Source organism: Actinoallomurus sp. CA-150999 (assembly GCF_050942425.1).
Lineage (GTDB): Bacteria > Actinomycetota > Actinomycetes > Streptosporangiales > Streptosporangiaceae > Actinoallomurus.
In genome coordinates, this window is sequence record NZ_CP192063.1 from 3222191 (window position 1) to 3238795 (window position 16605).

General features: G+C 71.4%; 17 protein-coding genes. 8 read left to right on the forward strand and 9 right to left on the reverse strand.

What is annotated here, in order from left to right; translation table 11 throughout:
* Window positions 1-14: 14 nt before the first annotated feature.
* Entirely contained in the window at window positions 15-959 is a 945-nt protein-coding gene (locus ACQP2O_RS15325; protein ID WP_360877778.1) for an ROK family glucokinase, read from the forward strand.
* An 85-nt stretch (window positions 960-1044) separates the two neighbouring features.
* Complete coding sequence (locus ACQP2O_RS15330; RefSeq protein WP_433184654.1) at window positions 1045-1743, forward strand: endonuclease/exonuclease/phosphatase family protein; 699 nt, start codon at window positions 1045-1047, stop codon at window positions 1741-1743.
* Window positions 1744-1871: 128 nt separating this feature from the next.
* Here the strand turns inward: ACQP2O_RS15330 and ACQP2O_RS15335 are convergent, their stop codons facing one another.
* Window positions 1872-2573 carry a hypothetical protein gene (locus tag ACQP2O_RS15335; RefSeq protein WP_433184657.1) on the reverse strand — a complete coding sequence of 234 codons (702 nt, stop codon included), beginning with the start codon at window positions 2571-2573 and terminating at the stop codon, window positions 1872-1874.
* Window positions 2574-2831: 258 nt separating this feature from the next.
* On the opposite strand from ACQP2O_RS15335, the gene ACQP2O_RS15340 reads away from it, so the two are divergent.
* Both ACQP2O_RS15340 and ACQP2O_RS15345 read left to right on the forward strand, forming a co-directional pair.
* Window positions 2832-3698 (forward strand): lysophospholipid acyltransferase family protein, encoded by an 867-nt coding sequence (locus tag ACQP2O_RS15340; protein ID WP_433184660.1) that lies wholly within the window; start codon window positions 2832-2834, stop codon window positions 3696-3698.
* A gap of 160 nt (window positions 3699-3858) precedes the next feature.
* On the forward strand, window positions 3859-4884 hold the full coding sequence (locus ACQP2O_RS15345; RefSeq protein WP_433184663.1) for a 6-phosphofructokinase: 1026 nt from the start codon (window positions 3859-3861) through the stop codon (window positions 4882-4884).
* Between the two features lie 113 nt (window positions 4885-4997).
* On the opposite strand, the gene ACQP2O_RS15350 is transcribed toward ACQP2O_RS15345, so the two are convergent.
* On the reverse strand, window positions 4998-5564 hold the full coding sequence (locus tag ACQP2O_RS15350) for a helix-turn-helix domain-containing protein (RefSeq protein WP_433184666.1): 567 nt from the start codon (window positions 5562-5564) through the stop codon (window positions 4998-5000).
* Between the two features lie 43 nt (window positions 5565-5607).
* Here ACQP2O_RS15350 and ACQP2O_RS15355 point away from each other — a divergent pair, with 43 nt between their 5' ends.
* Together ACQP2O_RS15355 and thiI are read left to right on the forward strand one after the other, a co-directional pair.
* The gene (locus ACQP2O_RS15355) at window positions 5608-6267 is read left to right on the forward strand and encodes an HAD-IA family hydrolase (protein WP_433184669.1); all 660 of its coding nucleotides are present in this window, start codon (window positions 5608-5610) and stop codon (window positions 6265-6267) included.
* A gap of 77 nt (window positions 6268-6344) precedes the next feature.
* The gene (gene thiI / locus ACQP2O_RS15360) at window positions 6345-7598 is read left to right on the forward strand and encodes a tRNA uracil 4-sulfurtransferase ThiI (protein WP_433184672.1); all 1254 of its coding nucleotides are present in this window, start codon (window positions 6345-6347) and stop codon (window positions 7596-7598) included.
* A 170-nt stretch (window positions 7599-7768) separates the two neighbouring features.
* On the opposite strand, the gene ACQP2O_RS15365 is transcribed toward thiI, so the two are convergent.
* From ACQP2O_RS15365 to aroF, 7 genes are all read right to left on the reverse strand, one after another.
* On the reverse strand, window positions 7769-9127 hold the full coding sequence (locus ACQP2O_RS15365) for a sulfatase family protein (RefSeq protein WP_433184674.1): 1359 nt from the start codon (window positions 9125-9127) through the stop codon (window positions 7769-7771).
* Window positions 9128-9397: 270 nt separating this feature from the next.
* Complete coding sequence (locus ACQP2O_RS15370) at window positions 9398-9823, reverse strand: lasso peptide biosynthesis B2 protein (RefSeq protein WP_433184677.1); 426 nt, start codon at window positions 9821-9823, stop codon at window positions 9398-9400.
* Window positions 9820-10086, reverse strand: a complete 267-nt coding sequence (locus ACQP2O_RS15375; protein WP_433184680.1) for a lasso peptide biosynthesis PqqD family chaperone — start codon at window positions 10084-10086, stop codon at window positions 9820-9822. The genes ACQP2O_RS15370 and ACQP2O_RS15375 overlap by 4 nt, the downstream gene beginning before the upstream one ends.
* Complete coding sequence (locus ACQP2O_RS15380) at window positions 10083-11738, reverse strand: asparagine synthase-related protein (protein WP_433184683.1); 1656 nt, start codon at window positions 11736-11738, stop codon at window positions 10083-10085. The genes ACQP2O_RS15375 and ACQP2O_RS15380 overlap by 4 nt, the downstream gene beginning before the upstream one ends.
* Before the next feature lie 188 nt (window positions 11739-11926).
* The gene (locus ACQP2O_RS15385; RefSeq protein WP_360877816.1) at window positions 11927-12055 is read right to left on the reverse strand and encodes a lasso RiPP family leader peptide-containing protein; all 129 of its coding nucleotides are present in this window, start codon (window positions 12053-12055) and stop codon (window positions 11927-11929) included.
* 119 nt (window positions 12056-12174) lie between these two features.
* Window positions 12175-13083 (reverse strand): EamA family transporter, encoded by a 909-nt coding sequence (locus ACQP2O_RS15390; protein WP_433184686.1) that lies wholly within the window; start codon window positions 13081-13083, stop codon window positions 12175-12177.
* Between the two features lie 333 nt (window positions 13084-13416).
* Window positions 13417-14439, reverse strand: a complete 1023-nt coding sequence (aroF, locus tag ACQP2O_RS15395) for a 3-deoxy-7-phosphoheptulonate synthase (protein ID WP_433184689.1) — start codon at window positions 14437-14439, stop codon at window positions 13417-13419.
* A gap of 266 nt (window positions 14440-14705) precedes the next feature.
* On the opposite strand from aroF, the gene ACQP2O_RS15400 reads away from it, so the two are divergent.
* Window positions 14706-15299 carry a sulfite oxidase-like oxidoreductase gene (locus tag ACQP2O_RS15400; protein ID WP_433184692.1) on the forward strand — a complete coding sequence of 198 codons (594 nt, stop codon included), beginning with the start codon at window positions 14706-14708 and terminating at the stop codon, window positions 15297-15299.
* Window positions 15300-15353: 54 nt separating this feature from the next.
* The gene (locus ACQP2O_RS15405; protein ID WP_433184695.1) at window positions 15354-16556 is read left to right on the forward strand and encodes a histidine kinase; all 1203 of its coding nucleotides are present in this window, start codon (window positions 15354-15356) and stop codon (window positions 16554-16556) included.
* The last annotated feature ends 49 nt before the right edge of the window (window positions 16557-16605 follow it).

Below are 16605 nucleotides of genomic sequence, written 5' to 3' on the forward strand. Positions count from 1 at the left end.
GAGGAGAAGCGTCCATGACGCTGACCATTGGTGTTGATGTCGGCGGTACGAAGGTCGCCGCCGGTGTGGTCGACGACCATGGGCGGATTCTGGAGAAGGTACGGCGCCCGACGCCGTCCACCAGCCCGCACGAGACGGCCCGCGTGATCGCGGAGGTCGTCGACATCCTCAAGGCGAAATTCGGCGAGGTCGAGGCGGTGGGCCTCGGCGCCGCCGGGTTCGTGGACGAGAGCCGGTCCACGGTGCTGTTCGCGCCCAACCTGGCCTGGCGCGACGAGCCCATCAAGAAGAAGGTCGAGGGCGTGGTCGGCCTGCCCGTCGTCGTCGAGAACGACGCGAACGCCACCGCCTGGGGCGAGGCGAAGTTCGGCGCCGGCCGGGGCGAGGACCACATGGTCCTCATCACCCTCGGCACGGGCATCGGCGGCGGCCTGATCCTCGGCGGCGAGCTCTACCGCGGCCGGTTCGGCATCGGCGCCGAGTTCGGGCACTACCGCGTCGTCCCCGACGGCCGGCGCTGCGGCTGCGGCAACCGCGGCTGCTGGGAGCAGTACGCCTCCGGCAACGCCCTGGTCGCCGAGGCCCGGGAGCTCGCCCGGGTGTCCCCGGCGCTCGCCGGCCGGCTCCTCGAACTCGGCGGCAGCCCCGAGGGCATCAGCGGCCCGGAGATCACCGAGGCGGCGCGCGAGGGCGACAGCGCGGCGCTGGAGTGCTTCCGCAGCGTCGCCCGCTGGGTCGGGCAGGGCCTGGCCGACCTGGCCGCCATCCTCGACCCCGGGGCGTTCGTCATCGGCGGCGGCCTGTCGGAGGCGGGCGACCTGCTGCTCGAACCGGCGCGCGCCGCCTTCGAGAACGCCCTCACCGGCCGGGGCCACCGGCCCTTCGCCGACATCAGGATCGCCGAGCTCGGCCCGGACGCCGGCATCGTCGGCGCCGCCGACCTCGCCCGCTCCCGGTAGGGGGTGTCCGGTGGATCCCGTTCGTAGCGAGCGGCGCACTCTGGACGCCGTACGGCCGGACGTAGATCCACCGGGTACCCGCTGAATGGCGACCGTCCGACTCGTCAGCTACAACATCCGGTCGATGCGGGACGACCGGGCGGCGCTGGCCCGCGTCGTCCGGCGCCTGCGGCCGGACATCCTCTGCGTGCAGGAGGCTCCGCGCTTCCTGTTCTGGCAGCGGAGACGGATCTGGCTCGCCCGGCACGCGGCGCTGGTCCCGATCGCGCTCAAACGGGCCGCCGGGCTGGAGCTGTACGCCGGGCCTCGGACCACGGCCGCCAGCGGGCGGCACCGCCTGCTGTCGCCCGTGCCCGGTCTGCACCGTCGCGGGCTCGCGCTCGGCCTGTTCGACGTCCGCGGCGTCCGCCTGCTCGCCGCCAGCGTCCACCTCGACCTTGTCGCCGAGCCGCGCCGCCGGCACGCGGAGGAGGTCGCCGACGAGCTCGACCGGGTCCGCGCGGAGACCGGCGCGCCCGTCGTCCTCGCCGGGGACATCAACGAACAGCCGGGCGGCCCCGCCTGGGACCTCCTCGCCGGGCGCTTCCAGGACGCGGGCGCGACCGCGCCGTACGGGCTGCCGGAGACCTTCAGCGCGGCAGACCCGAGGCGCCGCATCGACGGCGTCTTCGCCGACGAGGGCATCGAGGTCCTCCGCTGCGGAGTGCCGGACGACCCCGATCTGCTCGCCGACTACCCGGTCGCCACCGACCACCGCCCCGTCCTCGCCGAACTGCGCGTCTGAGGGCGCTCGCCGACGCGAGCGCGGTTCGCGGCGCCCCACGCGCCGTCTTCCCTCGTCGCTTCGCTCCCGCCGCTTCTCAGTCCAGACGACGCGCGTCGCTCACGCTGTGGTCCCGTTGCTCGCCGGAGTCAGACGACGGCGCCGTCGTCGTCCGGAGGGTCGTCGCCCATGCGGAGGACAAGTGCGACGAAGCCGCCGATGAAGGCCGCGACCGCGGCGAACGCCGCCCAGCTCGGGACCGTCCAGCTGAGGAACACCGACAGCACCAGGTACAGCGGCCCGCCCAGCAGCGCGATCCACGCGAACTTGGTCATCGGGTCCGCCTTCGGCAGCGGCGGCGGGGGCGGGGGGATGAAGTGCTCTTCCTCGTCCTCGGAGGCGGGCTTGACGACCCGGGCCGTCGCGGTGCGCTCCGGACCGGTGTCGTCGCCGGACCCGCCGGCGGACTCCTCGGGAGCCTCGTCGATGTTCTCCTCGGCGGGCCAGGGCACCTCGTCGCCGTCCGCGGGCAGGTCGAACCCGGCCACGATCTCGGCGAAGATCTCGTCCTCGTCGCGCGAGTTGGCGTAGTCCGCGCGTAGCTCGGGGAGGCGTCGTTCGAGGATGTCCTCGGCGGCCTGCTTGGCCGCCGCGTCGGCGTACAGCCGGTCGGTGGGCTCCTCGGGCAACCGCACGTCGAGGTAGCCGCCGGTCGTGCCCGGTGCCGGCACCGCGTAGGCGGCGATGCCCGCCTCCCGGAGCGCGGCCAGCATCGCGTCGGCGAGCTGCGGAGCCAGGTCGGCCAGCGGAATATAGGAGTCCGCCGTGAGCCCGTTGCCGCGCCGACTCATACCCCGGTCTCCCGTCGCATCGTGGCCAGGTCGTCGTGCGGCACGTCGGTCGTGTACGACCGAACGTACGGCGTCAACGCCATGGCGCCTCCCCTCGAAACTGCCGTCGGCCGACGCTTCAAGATGAGCTTATGGCCCCCGCGCCGCGCAATGACGAAAACGTGCCGTGTGTGGATGTGGGTGTGTCCGGCCTGAGATGGGAAGATGATTATCATCCCACGGACGGGTTAACGGCAGGGGGTAGGGGAAGGCGGGACGTTGTTCTACTGGGTCGTCAAGGCGATCTTGGGTCCCTTCCTGTACCTGGTCTGGCGACCACGGGCACAGGGGACGCGTAACGTGCCGCGCCGTGGCCCCGCGATCCTGGTCGGCAACCACCTGTCGTTCGCCGACCACTTCTTCGGGCCCCTGCCGCTGCCGCGCAAGGTCACCTTCCTGGCGAAGGCGGAGTACTTCACCGGAACCGGTGTGAAGGGCCTCGTCAGTCGGATGTTCTTCCGGGGCGTCGGGCAGGTGCCCATCGACCGTACGGGCGGCCGGGCGAGCGAGGCCGCACTGCGGACCGGCCTCCGCGTCCTGGCGGAGGGCAGGCTGCTCGGCATCTATCCGGAGGGCACGCGCGCGCCGGACAATCGGCTCTACCGCGGCAAGACCGGGGTGGCCCGGCTCGCTCTCGAGTCGCGTGCGCCGGTCGTCCCGATGGCGATGATCAACACGTTCGAGCTGATGCCCTCCGGGCGGACGCTGCCACGCCTGCGCCCGCGGCCGGAGGTGCGGTTCGGCGAGCCCCTCGACTTCTCCCGGTACTACGGGATGGCGCACGACAGGGCCGTGCTGCGCGCGGTCACCGACGAGATCATGTACGCCATCATGCGGCTGTCGGGCCAGGAGTACGTCGACCGGTACGCCTCCGACGTCAAGAACGATCCGACGGCCGAGGAGGAGGCCGAGCCGGCGGGCGACGGCGGATCGCAGGTGCCGGAGGCCGATGCGGGCGGGCGGGAAGAGCGGGAGCCCGGCGCTCGCGGGCCGCGAGAGCGGCGGGAGACCGGCGGACCGGAGGAGCGCGACGCCGAGCGGGTGGCCTCCGACGCGCGGGCGCGCGGCACCACGGGCGGAGAGTGACGATACTAAGACCCTGGAAGGGCTGATCAGAGCCCTCTCAATCCGATATGGTCTAGACCAATCGGGATGGTCGTGTCCTGAGGGCGCACCGCGTCTAATACGTCCTACCCGCACCACTAGTCTGGTCGGGTGAACCCAGGGTTACAAAGAGGAGTTGGGCATGCGTGTCGGAGTGCTGACCGGTGGCGGTGACTGCCCCGGCCTGAACGCCGTCATCCGCGCGGTGGTCCGCAAGGGCATCCAGGTCTACGGATATGAGTTCGTCGGCTTCCGCGACGGCTGGCGTGGTCCGCTCGAGGGCGACACCGTGCCGCTCGACGTTCAGGCGGTGCGCGGCATCCTGCCGCGCGGTGGCACCATCCTCGGATCGTCCCGGACGAATCCGATCAAGATCGAGGGTGGCGTCGAGCGGATCAAGGACAACCTCGCGGGGCTGGGCGTCGACGCGCTCATCGCCATCGGCGGGGAGGACACCCTCGGCGTGGCGCGCCAGCTGTACGACAGGGGCGTGAAGGTCGTCGGCGTCCCCAAGACGATCGACAACGACCTCAACGCCACCGACTACACCTTCGGCTTCGACACCGCGGTGAACATCGCGATGGAGGCCATCGACCGGCTGCACACCACGGCCGAGTCGCACCACCGCGCGCTGATCTGCGAGGTCATGGGCAGGCACGCGGGCTGGATCGCGCTGCACGCCGGCATGGCGGCGGGCGCGAACGTCATCCTCATCCCGGAGAAGCCCTTCGACATCGAGAAGGTCTGCGGGTACGTCGAGAGCCGTTTCAAGACCCGCTACGCCCCGATCATCGTGGTCGCCGAGGGCGCCCACCCGGTCGACGGCCAGATGGACACGCAGACGCAGGAGCTCGACGCCTTCGGCCACGTGCGCCTCGGCGGCATCGGCGAGCGGCTCGCCGCGGAGATCGAGAAGCGCACCGGCAAGGAGGCCCGTACGACCGTCCTCGGGCACATCCAGCGCGGCGGCACCCCGACCGCGTTCGACCGGGTGCTGGCCACCCGGTTCGGCGTGCACGCGATCGACGCGGTGCACGACGGGGCGTTCGGCAAGATGGTCGGCCTGCAGGGCACGGAGATCGTCCGGAACGACCTGAGCGCCGCCACCGACGAGCTCAAGACCGTCCCGGTCCAGCGGTACGAAGAGGCCGAGGTCTTCTTCGGCTGACCGGCGGCCGGGGCGACCCGGCCCGTACGGTCCTGGTCACCGGCCCGTGGCACGCGGCGTGCCACGGGCCGGTGCCATGTTCGGGCCGTCACGTCCCTGAGTGCGTCATGGGCTCAGAAGCGCGGATCGCGTGCCCCGGTGTACACGACGACGACGGTGTAGACGGCCGGGACGTCGCCGTCGTTGCGGTAGCCGTGGGGCCGGTCGCCGCGCAGGGTGAGGCCGTCGCGGGCCGGGACGGCGAAGGTCGCTCCGCCGACGTCCACCTGCAGGATTCCCTGCGTGACATGGATGATCTCGCGGGTGCCGGGCGGGTGCCCGGTGTCGTGGATCGGGTGGCCGGCGTACAGCGCGTGCTCCCACAGCTCATGACGCCCGTCGCTCATCAGCAGTGCGGCCGTGCTCTGTCCGTGACGGGTGACCGTCGCGTCGGCGTAGGGGGCGGGGCTGCCGAGTTCGGCGGGCATCTCGACGAGCTCGCTGATCGGCACGTCCAGCGCGGCGCAGAGCTTGGCCAGAGTGGCGACGCTCGGGTGAGTGCGGGCGGTCTCGATCTGATGGATCATGCCGCGACTGACTCCGCTCGCCGCGGCCAGATCATCGAGCCGCCACCCCTGCCGGGCGCGGGCTGCCCGGAGATTCGCCGCGAGGGTGCGTTCGACTTCTTCGACGACGTCCATCGTGTCAGTATATTGTCATTGACGTGCATCATAATATAACTGCATGACGTATGAGGCAGTGCTGTTCGACCTCGACGGGGTGCTGGTCGATTCGCTCGGAGTGATCGAACGGATCCTGCGCGACTGGGCGGCCGCCCACGGCGTGGACGGCGATCGGGCGGTGGCCCTGTCGTACGGACGGCGCGACATCGATCTGATCCGGATCCTGACGCCGCACCTGGACGCCGAGGCGGAGACGGCTGAGATCGTCGCGCGTGAGGAACGTGAGACGACGGGGCTGCGGGCGCTGCCGGGAGCCGATGTTCTCCTGGCCTCGCTGCATCCCGAAGCCTGGGCGGTCGTGACCTCGGGAACCCGCGCGGTCGCCACCGCGCGGCTGGCCGCCGTGAGTCTCCCCTCACCGAAGGTCCTGGTCGCCGCCGAGGACGTATCGGCCGGCAAGCCCGATCCCGCGGGCTACCTGCGCGCCGCGCGCCTGCTGGGCCGGAGTCCGGCGCGTTGCCTGGTCGTGGAGGACGCCGTCGCCGGTGCGGAGGCGGCCCACGCCGCGGGGATGGACTGTCTCGGCATCGGGTCGGCCTTCGACGACCGGCGCGACCTGGTGATCGCCCACGTGCCGTCCCTGGCCCAGGTGCACGCCATCGCGACCGCCGAGGGCATCGCGGTCACCACGCCTCGCGGAGCGGGAAGGGCGGGCGCGTAGCCCGGGTTGGTACGGGTAGTCGCCATCGTGCGCGACACTTGAGGGGCACCCGTCAGTGTCCGTTGGAGGTAGGACGCATGCCCACGCTCGAAACCGTGACGCAGCCCCAGAACGCCGAGCGGCCCGCCGTCGCCGGTGAGCCCTGCGTTCTGCTCAAACTGGGCGAGATCGTCCTCAAGGGTAAGAACCGCGAGCTGTTCGAGCGGCGGCTGCAGAACAACATCCGCGCCGCCGTCAAGGGGCTCGGCATCAAGATCCAGATCTGGCCGCGCGAAGGCGTCATCGTCGTCCGCGCCGAGAGCGGCGAGCTGTCCGACGTCGACGCCGTCGCCCGGCGGCTCACCGACGTGATGGGCATCGTGTGGGTGCACCGCGCCTGGCGGGTGGCCAAGGACGTCGACGCGACCGTCCAGGCGGCCCTGGACCTGGTCGCGCAGCACCCCGCGCTCGCCCGCAAGGGCGCGTTCGCCATCCGGGCGCGCCGCCGCGACAAGCGTTTCCCGATCACCTCCTCCGACCTCAACGCCCTCGTCGGCTCGAAGGTCAAGGAGCGCTACGACCTGCCGGTCAATCTCAAGCACCCGGACCTCGCCGTGTTCATCGAGGTCGACCAGCGCGAGGTGTTCGTCTTCACCGACGGCATGCCCGGCGCGGGCGGCCTGCCGGTCGGGATGAGCGGCCGGGCGCTGGTGCTGATGTCGGGCGGCATCGACTCGCCCGTCGCCGCCTACCGCATGATGCGCCGCGGCCTGCGAGTCGACTTCCTGCACTTCTCCGGGATGCCGTTCACCGGCCCCGAGTCGATCTACAAGGCGTACGCCCTGGTGCGCGAACTCGACAAGTTCCAGGGCGGCTCACGGCTGTTCGTCGTGCCGTTCGGCAAGGCGCAGCAGCAGATCAAGTCCTCCGGCGCCGACCGGCTCCAGATCATCGCGCAGCGCCGGCTGATGCTGAAGACCGGCGAGGTCGTCGCACACAACCTCGGGGGCGCCGCCCTGATCACCGGTGACTCGCTCGGCCAGGTCAGCAGCCAGACCATGCAGAACATCACCGCGCTCGACGACGCGGTGAGCCTGCCGATCCTGCGCCCGCTCATCGGCATGGACAAGACCGAGATCATGGCCGAGGCGCGGAAGATCCACACCTTGAGCATCTCGGAGCTGCCCGACGAGGACTGCTGCACCGTGCTCACCCCCCGCCGCGCCGAGACCCGCGCCAAGATCGACGACCTTCGTCAGATCGAGAAGCGGCTCGACGCGGGGGAGATGGCCGAGCAGCTCGCCGCCAACCTCCAGGAGCACCGCCCCTCGTACGGCGAGCACAGCGCCTGACGGGTCAGCGGCGCCGGTGCCGCGGCAGCAGCACGCTGACCACCGCGATGGCCAGGCCGAGCCCGGCCGCCATGAGGAAGACGTGGAGGGTGCGCTGTCGGCTCGCCGTCTGCCCGGGCGAGATGTTGTCTCGCCCGGGCAGACGGCGCGTACGGAGGTGGGAGAGGAAACTAGTGGCAGGTCTTGCCCGAGCACTTCTCCAGGCGGTGCAGCAGCGAGGTGAGCTGCTTGAGCCGGGCCGCGGGTAGGCGGGTGACGGCGTTGTCGAGTTCGTTCGGGTCGCGGCTCAGGTCGTAGTACTCGCGCTCGCCGTCGGCGTACTCGACGTACACCTCATGCCCGGTGCGCACCGCCTCGTAGCTCGGCGGGTTGCCGCTCGCGGCGGCCTGCAGGTCCGGGTCGCCCGCCAGGTGGTCGGGGCCGTGGTGCTCGATGAGGACCCCGTCGCGGCTCTTCTGCGTGGGCTTGGCCTTGAAGAACGGCGTGAGGGGCCGGCCGTCGACCGCCGCCGGGACCTTCACGCCGGCGAGGTTCTCGAAGGTCGGGCACAGGTCGGTGTTCTGCGCGAGGGTGTTCGTCGTGTGGCCCGCCGCGACGCCCGGGCCCTTGACGACCAGCGGCACCTTGATGTCGGTGTCGTAGGCGGTCATCTTGCCCTGCGCGAGCCGGTGCTCGCCCAGGTGGAAGCCGTTGTCCGAGCTGAAGACGAGGTAGGTGTCACGGTCGACGCCGTTGTTCTTCAGCGCCGTCTGAATGTTGCCGATCATCCGGTCGACGGCCTGCACGGCCTGCGCCCGCTTGCGGAACACGTTGTCGATCGTGGTGATCTGCTTCGCGGTGAGCTTCTTGTGGTTCTTGATCCATGCCGGTTTGTCGGACATATCGGCCTCGTTGAACGCCGGGCCGCGCGGGGCCTTCAGGCCGGGGAACTTGTTCTTGTCCTGCGGGGCCGGCGTGTACGGGGCGTGCGGGGCGAAGGTGGCGAGCTCCAGCACGAAGGGCTTGCCCGCCTTTGCCGACTGGCCGATGAACTGCCGGCCCTTGCTGCTCAGGACGTTGGTCAGGTAGTCCTTCGGCTGGTGGCCGTACTTGACGACGTGGCCGTTCTCGTTGAGCGAGTAGTTGAACTCGGGGTAGCCGTTGCCCGCGACGTCCCACTCGCTCCAGCCCGGCGGCACCGGGTCCGTCGGCTGGTAGCCGTTGAGGTACTTGCCCATCATGGCGGTGCGGTAGCCGGCCGCCTGAAGCGCGGTGGCGAAGGTGTGGTTCTGGTTCCCGCGGGCGTTGAACGTCTGGTATCCGCCATCGTTGCCGCCGTTCGTAAAGACGCCGGTGTTGTGCGGGAAGCGCCCGGTGAACGTCGTTGTCCGCGACGGGCAGCACAGCGAGTCCGTCACGAAGTAATTGCTGAACGTGGTCCCCTGCTTCTGCATCTGCTGGACGTGCGGCATGTACGGGACGAGGTTCATCGCGAGATCGTCGGTGAGGACGAAGACGATGTTGGGTGGGGCCTTTTTGGGAGCCGCCACGTGGTTTGAACTTCGCTCGGCAGCCGCCGCGCTACAGGCGGAGAGCGCGAGGCAGGCCGCAGCGGTGAGTGCCATGATCCGCTTCATTGTCAGACCTTTCGTCGACTGCGGTCAGGCTGTCGTAAGACTCTTGGAAAATCATCGGAACGGGCTGGCACGATCATGGGAGTACGGCATCGAGAGAACGCCTATTTCGGGCCTGCGGCTTTGTGTGCTCCCGAACCTCCGAAATTGCCGACACGTGCCGCGTTGCCGCTGAAATACGACGTTTTATGCCTGGGGGGAGCGCGGCGGGACGCTGAGGATGGAGTGGTAGTAACCGGGCGGGTCAGGCTCGTCGACGGGGCGCCCGTCGGCCTCCACCCAGGCGTGCGCCATGAAGGGTTCGGTACGGACACCCACGTGCCAGGTGGGCCAGACACCGTACGCGCGGCACAACAGCGCGGTGGCCAGTGACCGTTGCAGGCACCCTTCGCCCGCGCACAGCACGCTCGTCGTCACGACGGCGTGGCGAGCCCGGCGGGCCCGGTCGAAGTCGGCCGGCCTGGCTCCTGCCCGCAGGAGCACGAGGATCACCCGGATGCGCCGTGGTGGCAGCCGGGCCAGCACCCGCGCGGCGCCGACCGCCAGGAGCGCGAGCGAACGCAGGACCAGCGGCAGCCTGCCGCCGCCGGTCACCGTGACCGGAGCGCTCACAGCGCGGTCTCCTCGACCACCTTGGCGGCGCGCAGGCTCTCCACGAGGGCGGTGACGTCCGTGCCGGCGCGCTCGACGTCGACGGCGTGCCGCGCGGCCAGTGTGCGGGCCACCTCGGCCTCGGTCGCCCCGTCGAGGAGCATCCGCAGGACCAGGGCGCCGGTGGGGTTGAGCTGCCAGTACCGGCCCGCCGCCTGGTCCAGCAGCACGAGCCCGGTCCCGGTGTCGGCGGTGGACACGTCCCGGCGAAGTCGCAAGGTCATGGTCGTCCCTTCACTGCGGCGTCGCGTGACGTACGGGCAGCGCGCAGCCACACCTCGCACGCGAGAGTCGCGTCCAGCGCGGGCAGGCCCAACGTCGGTGGGTAGAGCGAGAGGCAGGCGGAGCGCAGCGCGTCGGCGTCGACCAGTCCGAGCCGGGCCAGCAGCGGGTCCTCCAGCAGTTCGGCGATGCGAGCGCGGAACCGGCGCAGCCCGGCGTGCCCGTCGACCGCGTAGTGGCCCTTGGTGGTCCTCTCCAGGAGATCCCGCGGGACGGTCCCGTCCATCGCCCTGGTCAGCAACGGCTTGTAGAGGCGAGGGTCGGTCCGTTCCTCCATGCGCACGGCGAGGCACGCCTCGAGCACCCGGTCGTCCAGGAACGGCACCGCGAGCGTCAGTCCGGCGCGGCGGGCCTGCCGCACCGCCTGGCGGTACGTCCTCGCGCCTTGGCGGGCGAAGACGAGCGCTTCGTGCCGGGCACGGTCGGGGGCCAGCGGCGCCGCCGTCCCGGCCGCCTCACGGATCAGGTGGCGTACCGTCTCGACGGCCTGATCGGTGGCCCAGGGCGGCAGCCGGAACGCGGGCTCCCAGCGATGCGGCTCTCCGGCGAGAGACCCGGGCCGGTCGACGTCCTCCGCGGCCTCTGCCAGCCAGCCGCCGTACGGGCGTGTGTCCGCGAGCGCCCGAAGCGATCCGCCGAGCGGCCATCGGTACCGGGCGCGGTATCCGCGCAGGTGGGACAGTGCGGTGAGGGAACGCCGGCGCGCGAGCGTATGCAGGTAGGCCGGCGGGCACTGCAGGACCTCGTCCCCGCCGAAGCCGCTCAGATGGACGCGCGATCCTCGTCCGGCCATCCGCTGCCAGACCGCGTCGGAGCGGGCGACGTCCCGGAAGGCGCCGAACGGCTCGTCCATGGGCGGCACCGCGACGATGCCCTCGTACGGCAGGGGGACCTCTCCCGGGTCGATGAGATCGTGGACGACTCTGCCTCGCGTCGTCAGACGATCGGCGGCACGTACCGCCCACGCCACGTCGTCGTTGCCCGGGTCGGTCGTGGCGACCGTCGCGCCGAGCAGGTCGACGCCTCGTTCGGCCGCCAGAAAGCACAGCGCCGTCGAGTCCAGGCCGCCGGAGAGGTCGGCGCTGACGATGCCACCGCCGGCCGTACGGATGGCCACCGCCTCGGCCAGTCGGTCGGCCAGAACCCCGGCGCCCTCGGCCAGCGGGAGGTCCGGCTCGGGAGGTCGCCACCACGGGACCGCCCGTTCGTCACCGTCGTCGCCGAGGAGGAGGTAGTGGCCGGCGGGTACGCCCTGTACGCCGCGCCATGGCGTCCTGTCCGCCAGCGCGAAGGGGAGCCACGGATAGAGCAGGTACAGGGCCAGGTGTTCTTCGTCCACCTCGGCGCCGACCAGCGCGGCCAGCGTGTCGGACCGGTCACTCGCCACCGTCACCCTGCCGACACGGGTCCGGAAGACCCGCCTGAGCCCAGAGGCGCTTCCCTGCACGCGGACGCGGCCGTCGACGCTCGCGATCAGGTGGAAGCTGCCGGCCATGGTGGAAGCCGGGCGGTCGAGGTCGGCCACCGCACGCGTGCCGGCGACCCGGTCGGCGAGGAGGGCGGCGGTGCCGCGGCACTGCCCCAGCACCGCCACCCGTACACCGTCGGTACCGGCGAGCCGTAGTTCATCCGGCGACCAGCACCCGATGAGAAACGGCCGCCCGGAGGGATGAGGCACCTCTTGCGAGGCCCCGGGCCGTAGGACGGCCGCCGTGTCCGCGGCATCCTCCCGATCGGGAAGGGCCACGAACCATGTCTCGCCGGAACCGTTCATGACCGGTCTCAGTGGGGGATGTGGCCGTGGAACTCGGGGATCAGACCTCCGGCACCCTTCGTCTGTTCTGCGAAGGATCCCGCTTCGGCCAGCATCGGGGGTTCGTAGGGAAGCGGCTCGTCGGGAATGCGGTCCATGGTCCTCCTCAACCTTTCGCCGGACCGTTTCCCCGGTTTTACCCCGGCCGCCACGAGGTGATCAATTTCCCTTTGCCGAATCTTTGCGGTCAATGAGCACCAATCCTCTCGGCCGCGGTTCAGCGTGAGCGCGCGGGCAGGGTGAGGATGACCAGGCTGGCGGCGAGGAGGGCCAGGCCGGCGAAGGCGACGACGCTCAGGTGCTCGCCGAGGACGGCCAGCCCCAGGACCGCCGCGACGGCGGGCTCGGCCAGGGTGAGCGTGGTCGCGGCGGCGACCGGGGTCGTCCGCAGGCCCCGGCCGTACAGCAGGTAGCCCACCCCGGTCGTGATCACGCCGAGGTAGAGCACCGCCGCCGCGCCCGAGCCGGTGAGCAGCCAGCCGGAGCCCGCGAACAGCAGGACCGGCAGCAGCAGCACCCCGGATCCGCCGAACAGCGCGCCGAGCACCGCGCGGCTGTCGTCGCCCCGGGTGATGAGGTACGACGCGACGGTGGCGTACGCCGCGTAGCCGCAACCGGACAGCAGGGCCAGCGCGACGCCCACCGGCTCCACGCCGGCCGCCTGGCCGCCGAGGGTGAGGGCCGCGCACCCGGCGACCGCGCCCGCCGTGGACAGCAGCCAGCGCGGGGTCAGCGTGCCCATGCGCAGCAGCCGGGACAGCAGGCCGGCGAAGACGGGCCCGCTGCCGATCGTGACGACCGTGCCGGTGGCCACGCCGGTACGGGCGACGGCGCTGAAGAACGCCGTCTGGTAGACGGCGGCGAGCGCCGCGCCCAGCAGGAGGAGTAGGCGGGTCCGCGTGCCGCGGGCGAGCAGGGGCCGCAGGCCGCCGCCGCGCAGGGCCATGGCGAAGAGGAAGGCGCCGCCGATGAGCAGGCGAGCGGCGCCGACCGCCACCGGGCTCGCGTGGATGAAGCTGCGGACGGTGCCGGTCGTGCCCCACAGGGCGGCGGCCAGGACGATGTCGGCGGATCCGCCGTGCCTCCGGCGTACGGGCAGGGCGGAGGAGACCTCAGAGATGGTCAAGGAGAACGCTCCAGATCAGGAACCGTATCGGGGTACACGAATCCGGGGCGCGCCGAAACAGCCGCGTCAGCGCGGCGTCAGAGAAAATGCCCGGCGGTGCCGGGCGTGCGTGCGGTGGCCCCGGTCAGAACCGGGGCGGCCCGAGCTGGGCGGTGTAGTACGCCATGCCGGAGAGCCTACCGGGAGGTCGGCCTGGGCCAGGAGGCCGGTCGGGGCCGGGAGGCCGGTCGGGGCCGGGAGGTCGGTCGGGAAGGATCGGTTGGTCGGGTGAAATCCCGCCCGCCGGCCGCGGCGCGCCGCCCGGGGTTCGGACGGCACGCCGCGGCGCGGGGATCAGACCTGGGTGAGGGTGCGGCCGACCACGGGCGGCAGGTCGCGTACGGTCGCGGCCAGCTCCCGTACGCCGCCGTCCACGAGGGCCTGCGGGCCGTCGCACAGGGCGCTCTCCGGGTGCGGGTGCACGTCGATGATGACGCCGTCGGCGCCGACCGCGATGGCCGCGCGGGTCAGCGGGAGGACCAGGTCGCGCCGCCCGCCGGAGTGCGACGGGTCGACGATGACGGGCAGGTGCGACAGCCGCTGGGCGACCGGGACGGCCGAGATGTCCAGGGTGTTGCGGGTGGCCTTCTCGAATGTGCGGATGCCGCGCTCGCACAGCACGATGTCGAGGTTGCCGCGCTGGGCGATGTACTCGGCCGCCATCAGCCACTCCTCGATGGTGGCGTTCATGCCGCGCTTGAGCATGACCGGCTTGCCGGCACCGCCGACCGCCTGCAGCAGCGCGAAGTTCTGCATGTTCCGGGTGCCGACCTGGAGCATGTCGGCGTAGGAGGCGACGAGCTCGACGTCGCGCGCGTCGACGACCTCGGTCACGATGGGCATGCCGGTCTCGGCGCGCACGTCGGCCAGGATCCGCAGGCCCTTCTCGCCGAGTCCCTGGAAGGCGTAGGGGGAGGTGCGCGGCTTGAAAGCGCCCCCGCGCAGGAGGGTCGCGCCCGCCGTCTGGGCCATCCGCGCCGCCTCGAGGGTCTGCTCCGGCGTCTCGACCGCGCAGGGCCCGGCGATGAGCGTCATGGTGCCGGGGCCGATCGGAACCCCGCCGACCCGGACGACCGAGCGGTCGGGGTGGTTCTCCCGGCTGACGAGCTTGTACGGGACGGAGATTCGCACGACGTCGGTGACGCCGGGCAGGGCGTGCAGGTTCAGCGTCCCGAACTGCTCGACGTCGCCGACCAGCCCGATGATCGTGCGGTTGACGCCCCGGCTGACGAACGCCTCGCCGCCCGCCGTCTCCACCAGCGCGACGACCGCCTGAACATGTGCTTCCTCCGCCTCGGCGGACATGACCACGACCATGGTGCTCCCCTTCGTAAAACGACAGATGCCCCGGACCCATCGGGCCCGGGGCATCTGTCAGTGGTTGCCTTTTAGCGCAGCGTCCTCCTGGCAGCCACCCGTGTCCCGGGCCCGCCATAGGTAAAGGAGAAGACGTTGCTCACGGAGCACAGCCTAACCGATGCGCCGACCGCCCGTGAGGGAGGGGCTCGGCGCGTACCGTCGGCGGGGGGTGGCAGGATGGCCGATGACCATGAGCGGGCATTCGGAGAGGCGAGGACGACGCGGTGGGGCCTGAGGATCGCCTCCCGCCGGGGCAGTACGTCCCGCGCGGCTGGCCCGTCCTGCACTACGGCCCGGTGCCGAAGTTCCGGCCCGAGCGCTGGGACCTGCGCGTGTACGGCGCGACCGAGGCGGGACGCGAATACCGGTGGACCTGGCCGGAGGTCGCGGCGATGCCGCACGCGAAGGTCACCGCCGACTTCCACTGCGTCACGAAGTTCACCGTCCCCGACGTGGGGTGGGAGGGCATCCTCACCGCCGCCCTCGTACGCCTGGCGCCGCCGGCCGGCGAGGCCACGCACGTCATGGTGTGGGCGGAGTACGGCTACAGCGCGAATCTCCGGATGACCGACTTCCTCGCCGAGACGACGCTGCTGGCCACGCGCCGGGACGGCGAGCCGCTCGCGCCGGACCACGGGGCGCCGCTGCGGATGGTCGTGCCGCACCTGTACGCCTGGAAGAGCGTGAAGTGGGTGCGCGCCATCGAGTACCTCACGGTGGACCGCCGCGGTTTCTGGGAGGAACGCGGCTACCACAACGTCGCCGATCCGTGGCGCGAGCAGCGGTACTCCTACCAGGAAGACGACCTTCCAGCCTGAGGGAGTTGCCGAAATACCCGCGTTTCCGTGACGGTGGCATTACCGTCTGTGGTCATGTTAGGGATTTCGGTCGAGGCCGTACTCGCTGCGACGGCGGCCCTGATGGCGGCCGCCGCCGGCTGGTCGCTGGGGTCGGCGCGCCGCCGTGACGAACACGACGTACCGGGCGGCGAGGCGTCGTTCGCCGTCCTGCACACCATCTCTCTCGCGTCGGCCTCGCTGCGCACCGGCCTGAGCGAGGAGTCGGCGCGGCGCGCAGCCCGTCACCTGCGGGAGCTCCTCGGTGTTCCGGCCGTCGCGGTCACCGACACCGAGCGGCTGCTGGCCTGGGAGGGCTCCGGGGGCGACCACGCGGGGCAGGTGCTCCGGCTCGCCTCCCCGGTGCTCGGCACCGGTCGGCCACGCGTCGCGGCGCCGGCGCAGGTCGCCTGCGGCGACCCCGGCTGCCCGCTCCGGGTGGCGGTGATCACGCCGCTGACCATCGAGGGGCGCGTCGCCGGGGTCCTGGCCGCCTACGGAGAGGGCGTCCGCGACGAGCGCCTGCAGACGCTCGGGGAGGTCGCCCGCTGGGCCTCCGGGCAGCTGGAGCTGGCCGAGCTGGACTCGTCCAAGACGCGGCTCATGGAGGCGGAGATGCGGGCCCTGCGCGCCCAGATCTCCCCGCACTTCGTCTACAACTCGCTGACCACGATCGCCTCCTTCGTCCGCACCGACCCCGAGCGCGCTCGAGAGCTGCTGCTCGACTTCGCCGACTTCGCGCGGTACTCGTTCCGCGACCGTCGGGACTTCACGACGCTGGCCGAGGAACTGCGGTCGATTCACCGGTACCTGCTGCTCGAGCGGGCCCGCTTCGGCGACGAGCGGCTGCGGTTCAGCGTCGAGATCGCGCCCGAGGTGCTGCCGGTCGCGGTGCCGTTCCTGTCCCTGCAGCCGCTCGTCGAGAACGCCATCCGGCACGGCATGCAGTACGGGACCGAACGGTTGCACGTACGCATCACGGCGCGGGACGCGGGCGCCGAGGCGGAGATCAGCGTGGAGGACGACGGGGTCGGCATGGACCCCGGAAAGCTGCGCGCCATCCTCGCGGACGGGGGAGAGGACGCGGCGTACGGCGGCATCGGCCTGGTGAACGTCGACCACCGCCTGCGTCAGGTCTACGGGGAGGAGTACGGACTGGTCATCGAGACGGCCGTCGGAGCGGGGATGAAGGTCGGCCTCCGCGTGCCCAAGAGCCACCCGGGTGTCGCCGCAGGGTAAAAGAAACCGACTACTTGGTGAAACGAGTTGCATACTGACGGTAAAAGAG

What these genes read in the sequence shown, in the direction of transcription:
- ACQP2O_RS15355 (WP_433184669.1), top strand. Translation starts at nt 5,608, where the DNA reads ATGACGTATGAGGCAGTGCTGTTCGACCTCGACGGGGTGCTGGTCGAT.
- ACQP2O_RS15385 (WP_360877816.1), bottom strand. Translation starts at nt 12,055, where the DNA reads ATGGACCGCATTCCCGACGAGCCGCTTCCCTACGAACCCCCGATGCTG.
- ACQP2O_RS15350 (WP_433184666.1), bottom strand. Translation starts at nt 5,564, where the DNA reads ATGGACGTCGTCGAAGAAGTCGAACGCACCCTCGCGGCGAATCTCCGG.
- ACQP2O_RS15325 (WP_360877778.1), top strand. Translation starts at nt 15, where the DNA reads ATGACGCTGACCATTGGTGTTGATGTCGGCGGTACGAAGGTCGCCGCC.
- ACQP2O_RS15375 (WP_433184680.1), bottom strand. Translation starts at nt 10,086, where the DNA reads ATGACCTTGCGACTTCGCCGGGACGTGTCCACCGCCGACACCGGGACC.
- ACQP2O_RS15330 (WP_433184654.1), top strand. Translation starts at nt 1,045, where the DNA reads ATGGCGACCGTCCGACTCGTCAGCTACAACATCCGGTCGATGCGGGAC.
- thiI (WP_433184672.1), top strand. Translation starts at nt 6,345, where the DNA reads ATGCCCACGCTCGAAACCGTGACGCAGCCCCAGAACGCCGAGCGGCCC.
- ACQP2O_RS15335 (WP_433184657.1), bottom strand. Translation starts at nt 2,573, where the DNA reads ATGAGTCGGCGCGGCAACGGGCTCACGGCGGACTCCTATATTCCGCTG.
- ACQP2O_RS15405 (WP_433184695.1), top strand. Translation starts at nt 15,354, where the DNA reads ATGTTAGGGATTTCGGTCGAGGCCGTACTCGCTGCGACGGCGGCCCTG.
- ACQP2O_RS15345 (WP_433184663.1), top strand. Translation starts at nt 3,859, where the DNA reads ATGCGTGTCGGAGTGCTGACCGGTGGCGGTGACTGCCCCGGCCTGAAC.
- aroF (WP_433184689.1), bottom strand. Translation starts at nt 14,439, where the DNA reads ATGGTCGTGGTCATGTCCGCCGAGGCGGAGGAAGCACATGTTCAGGCG.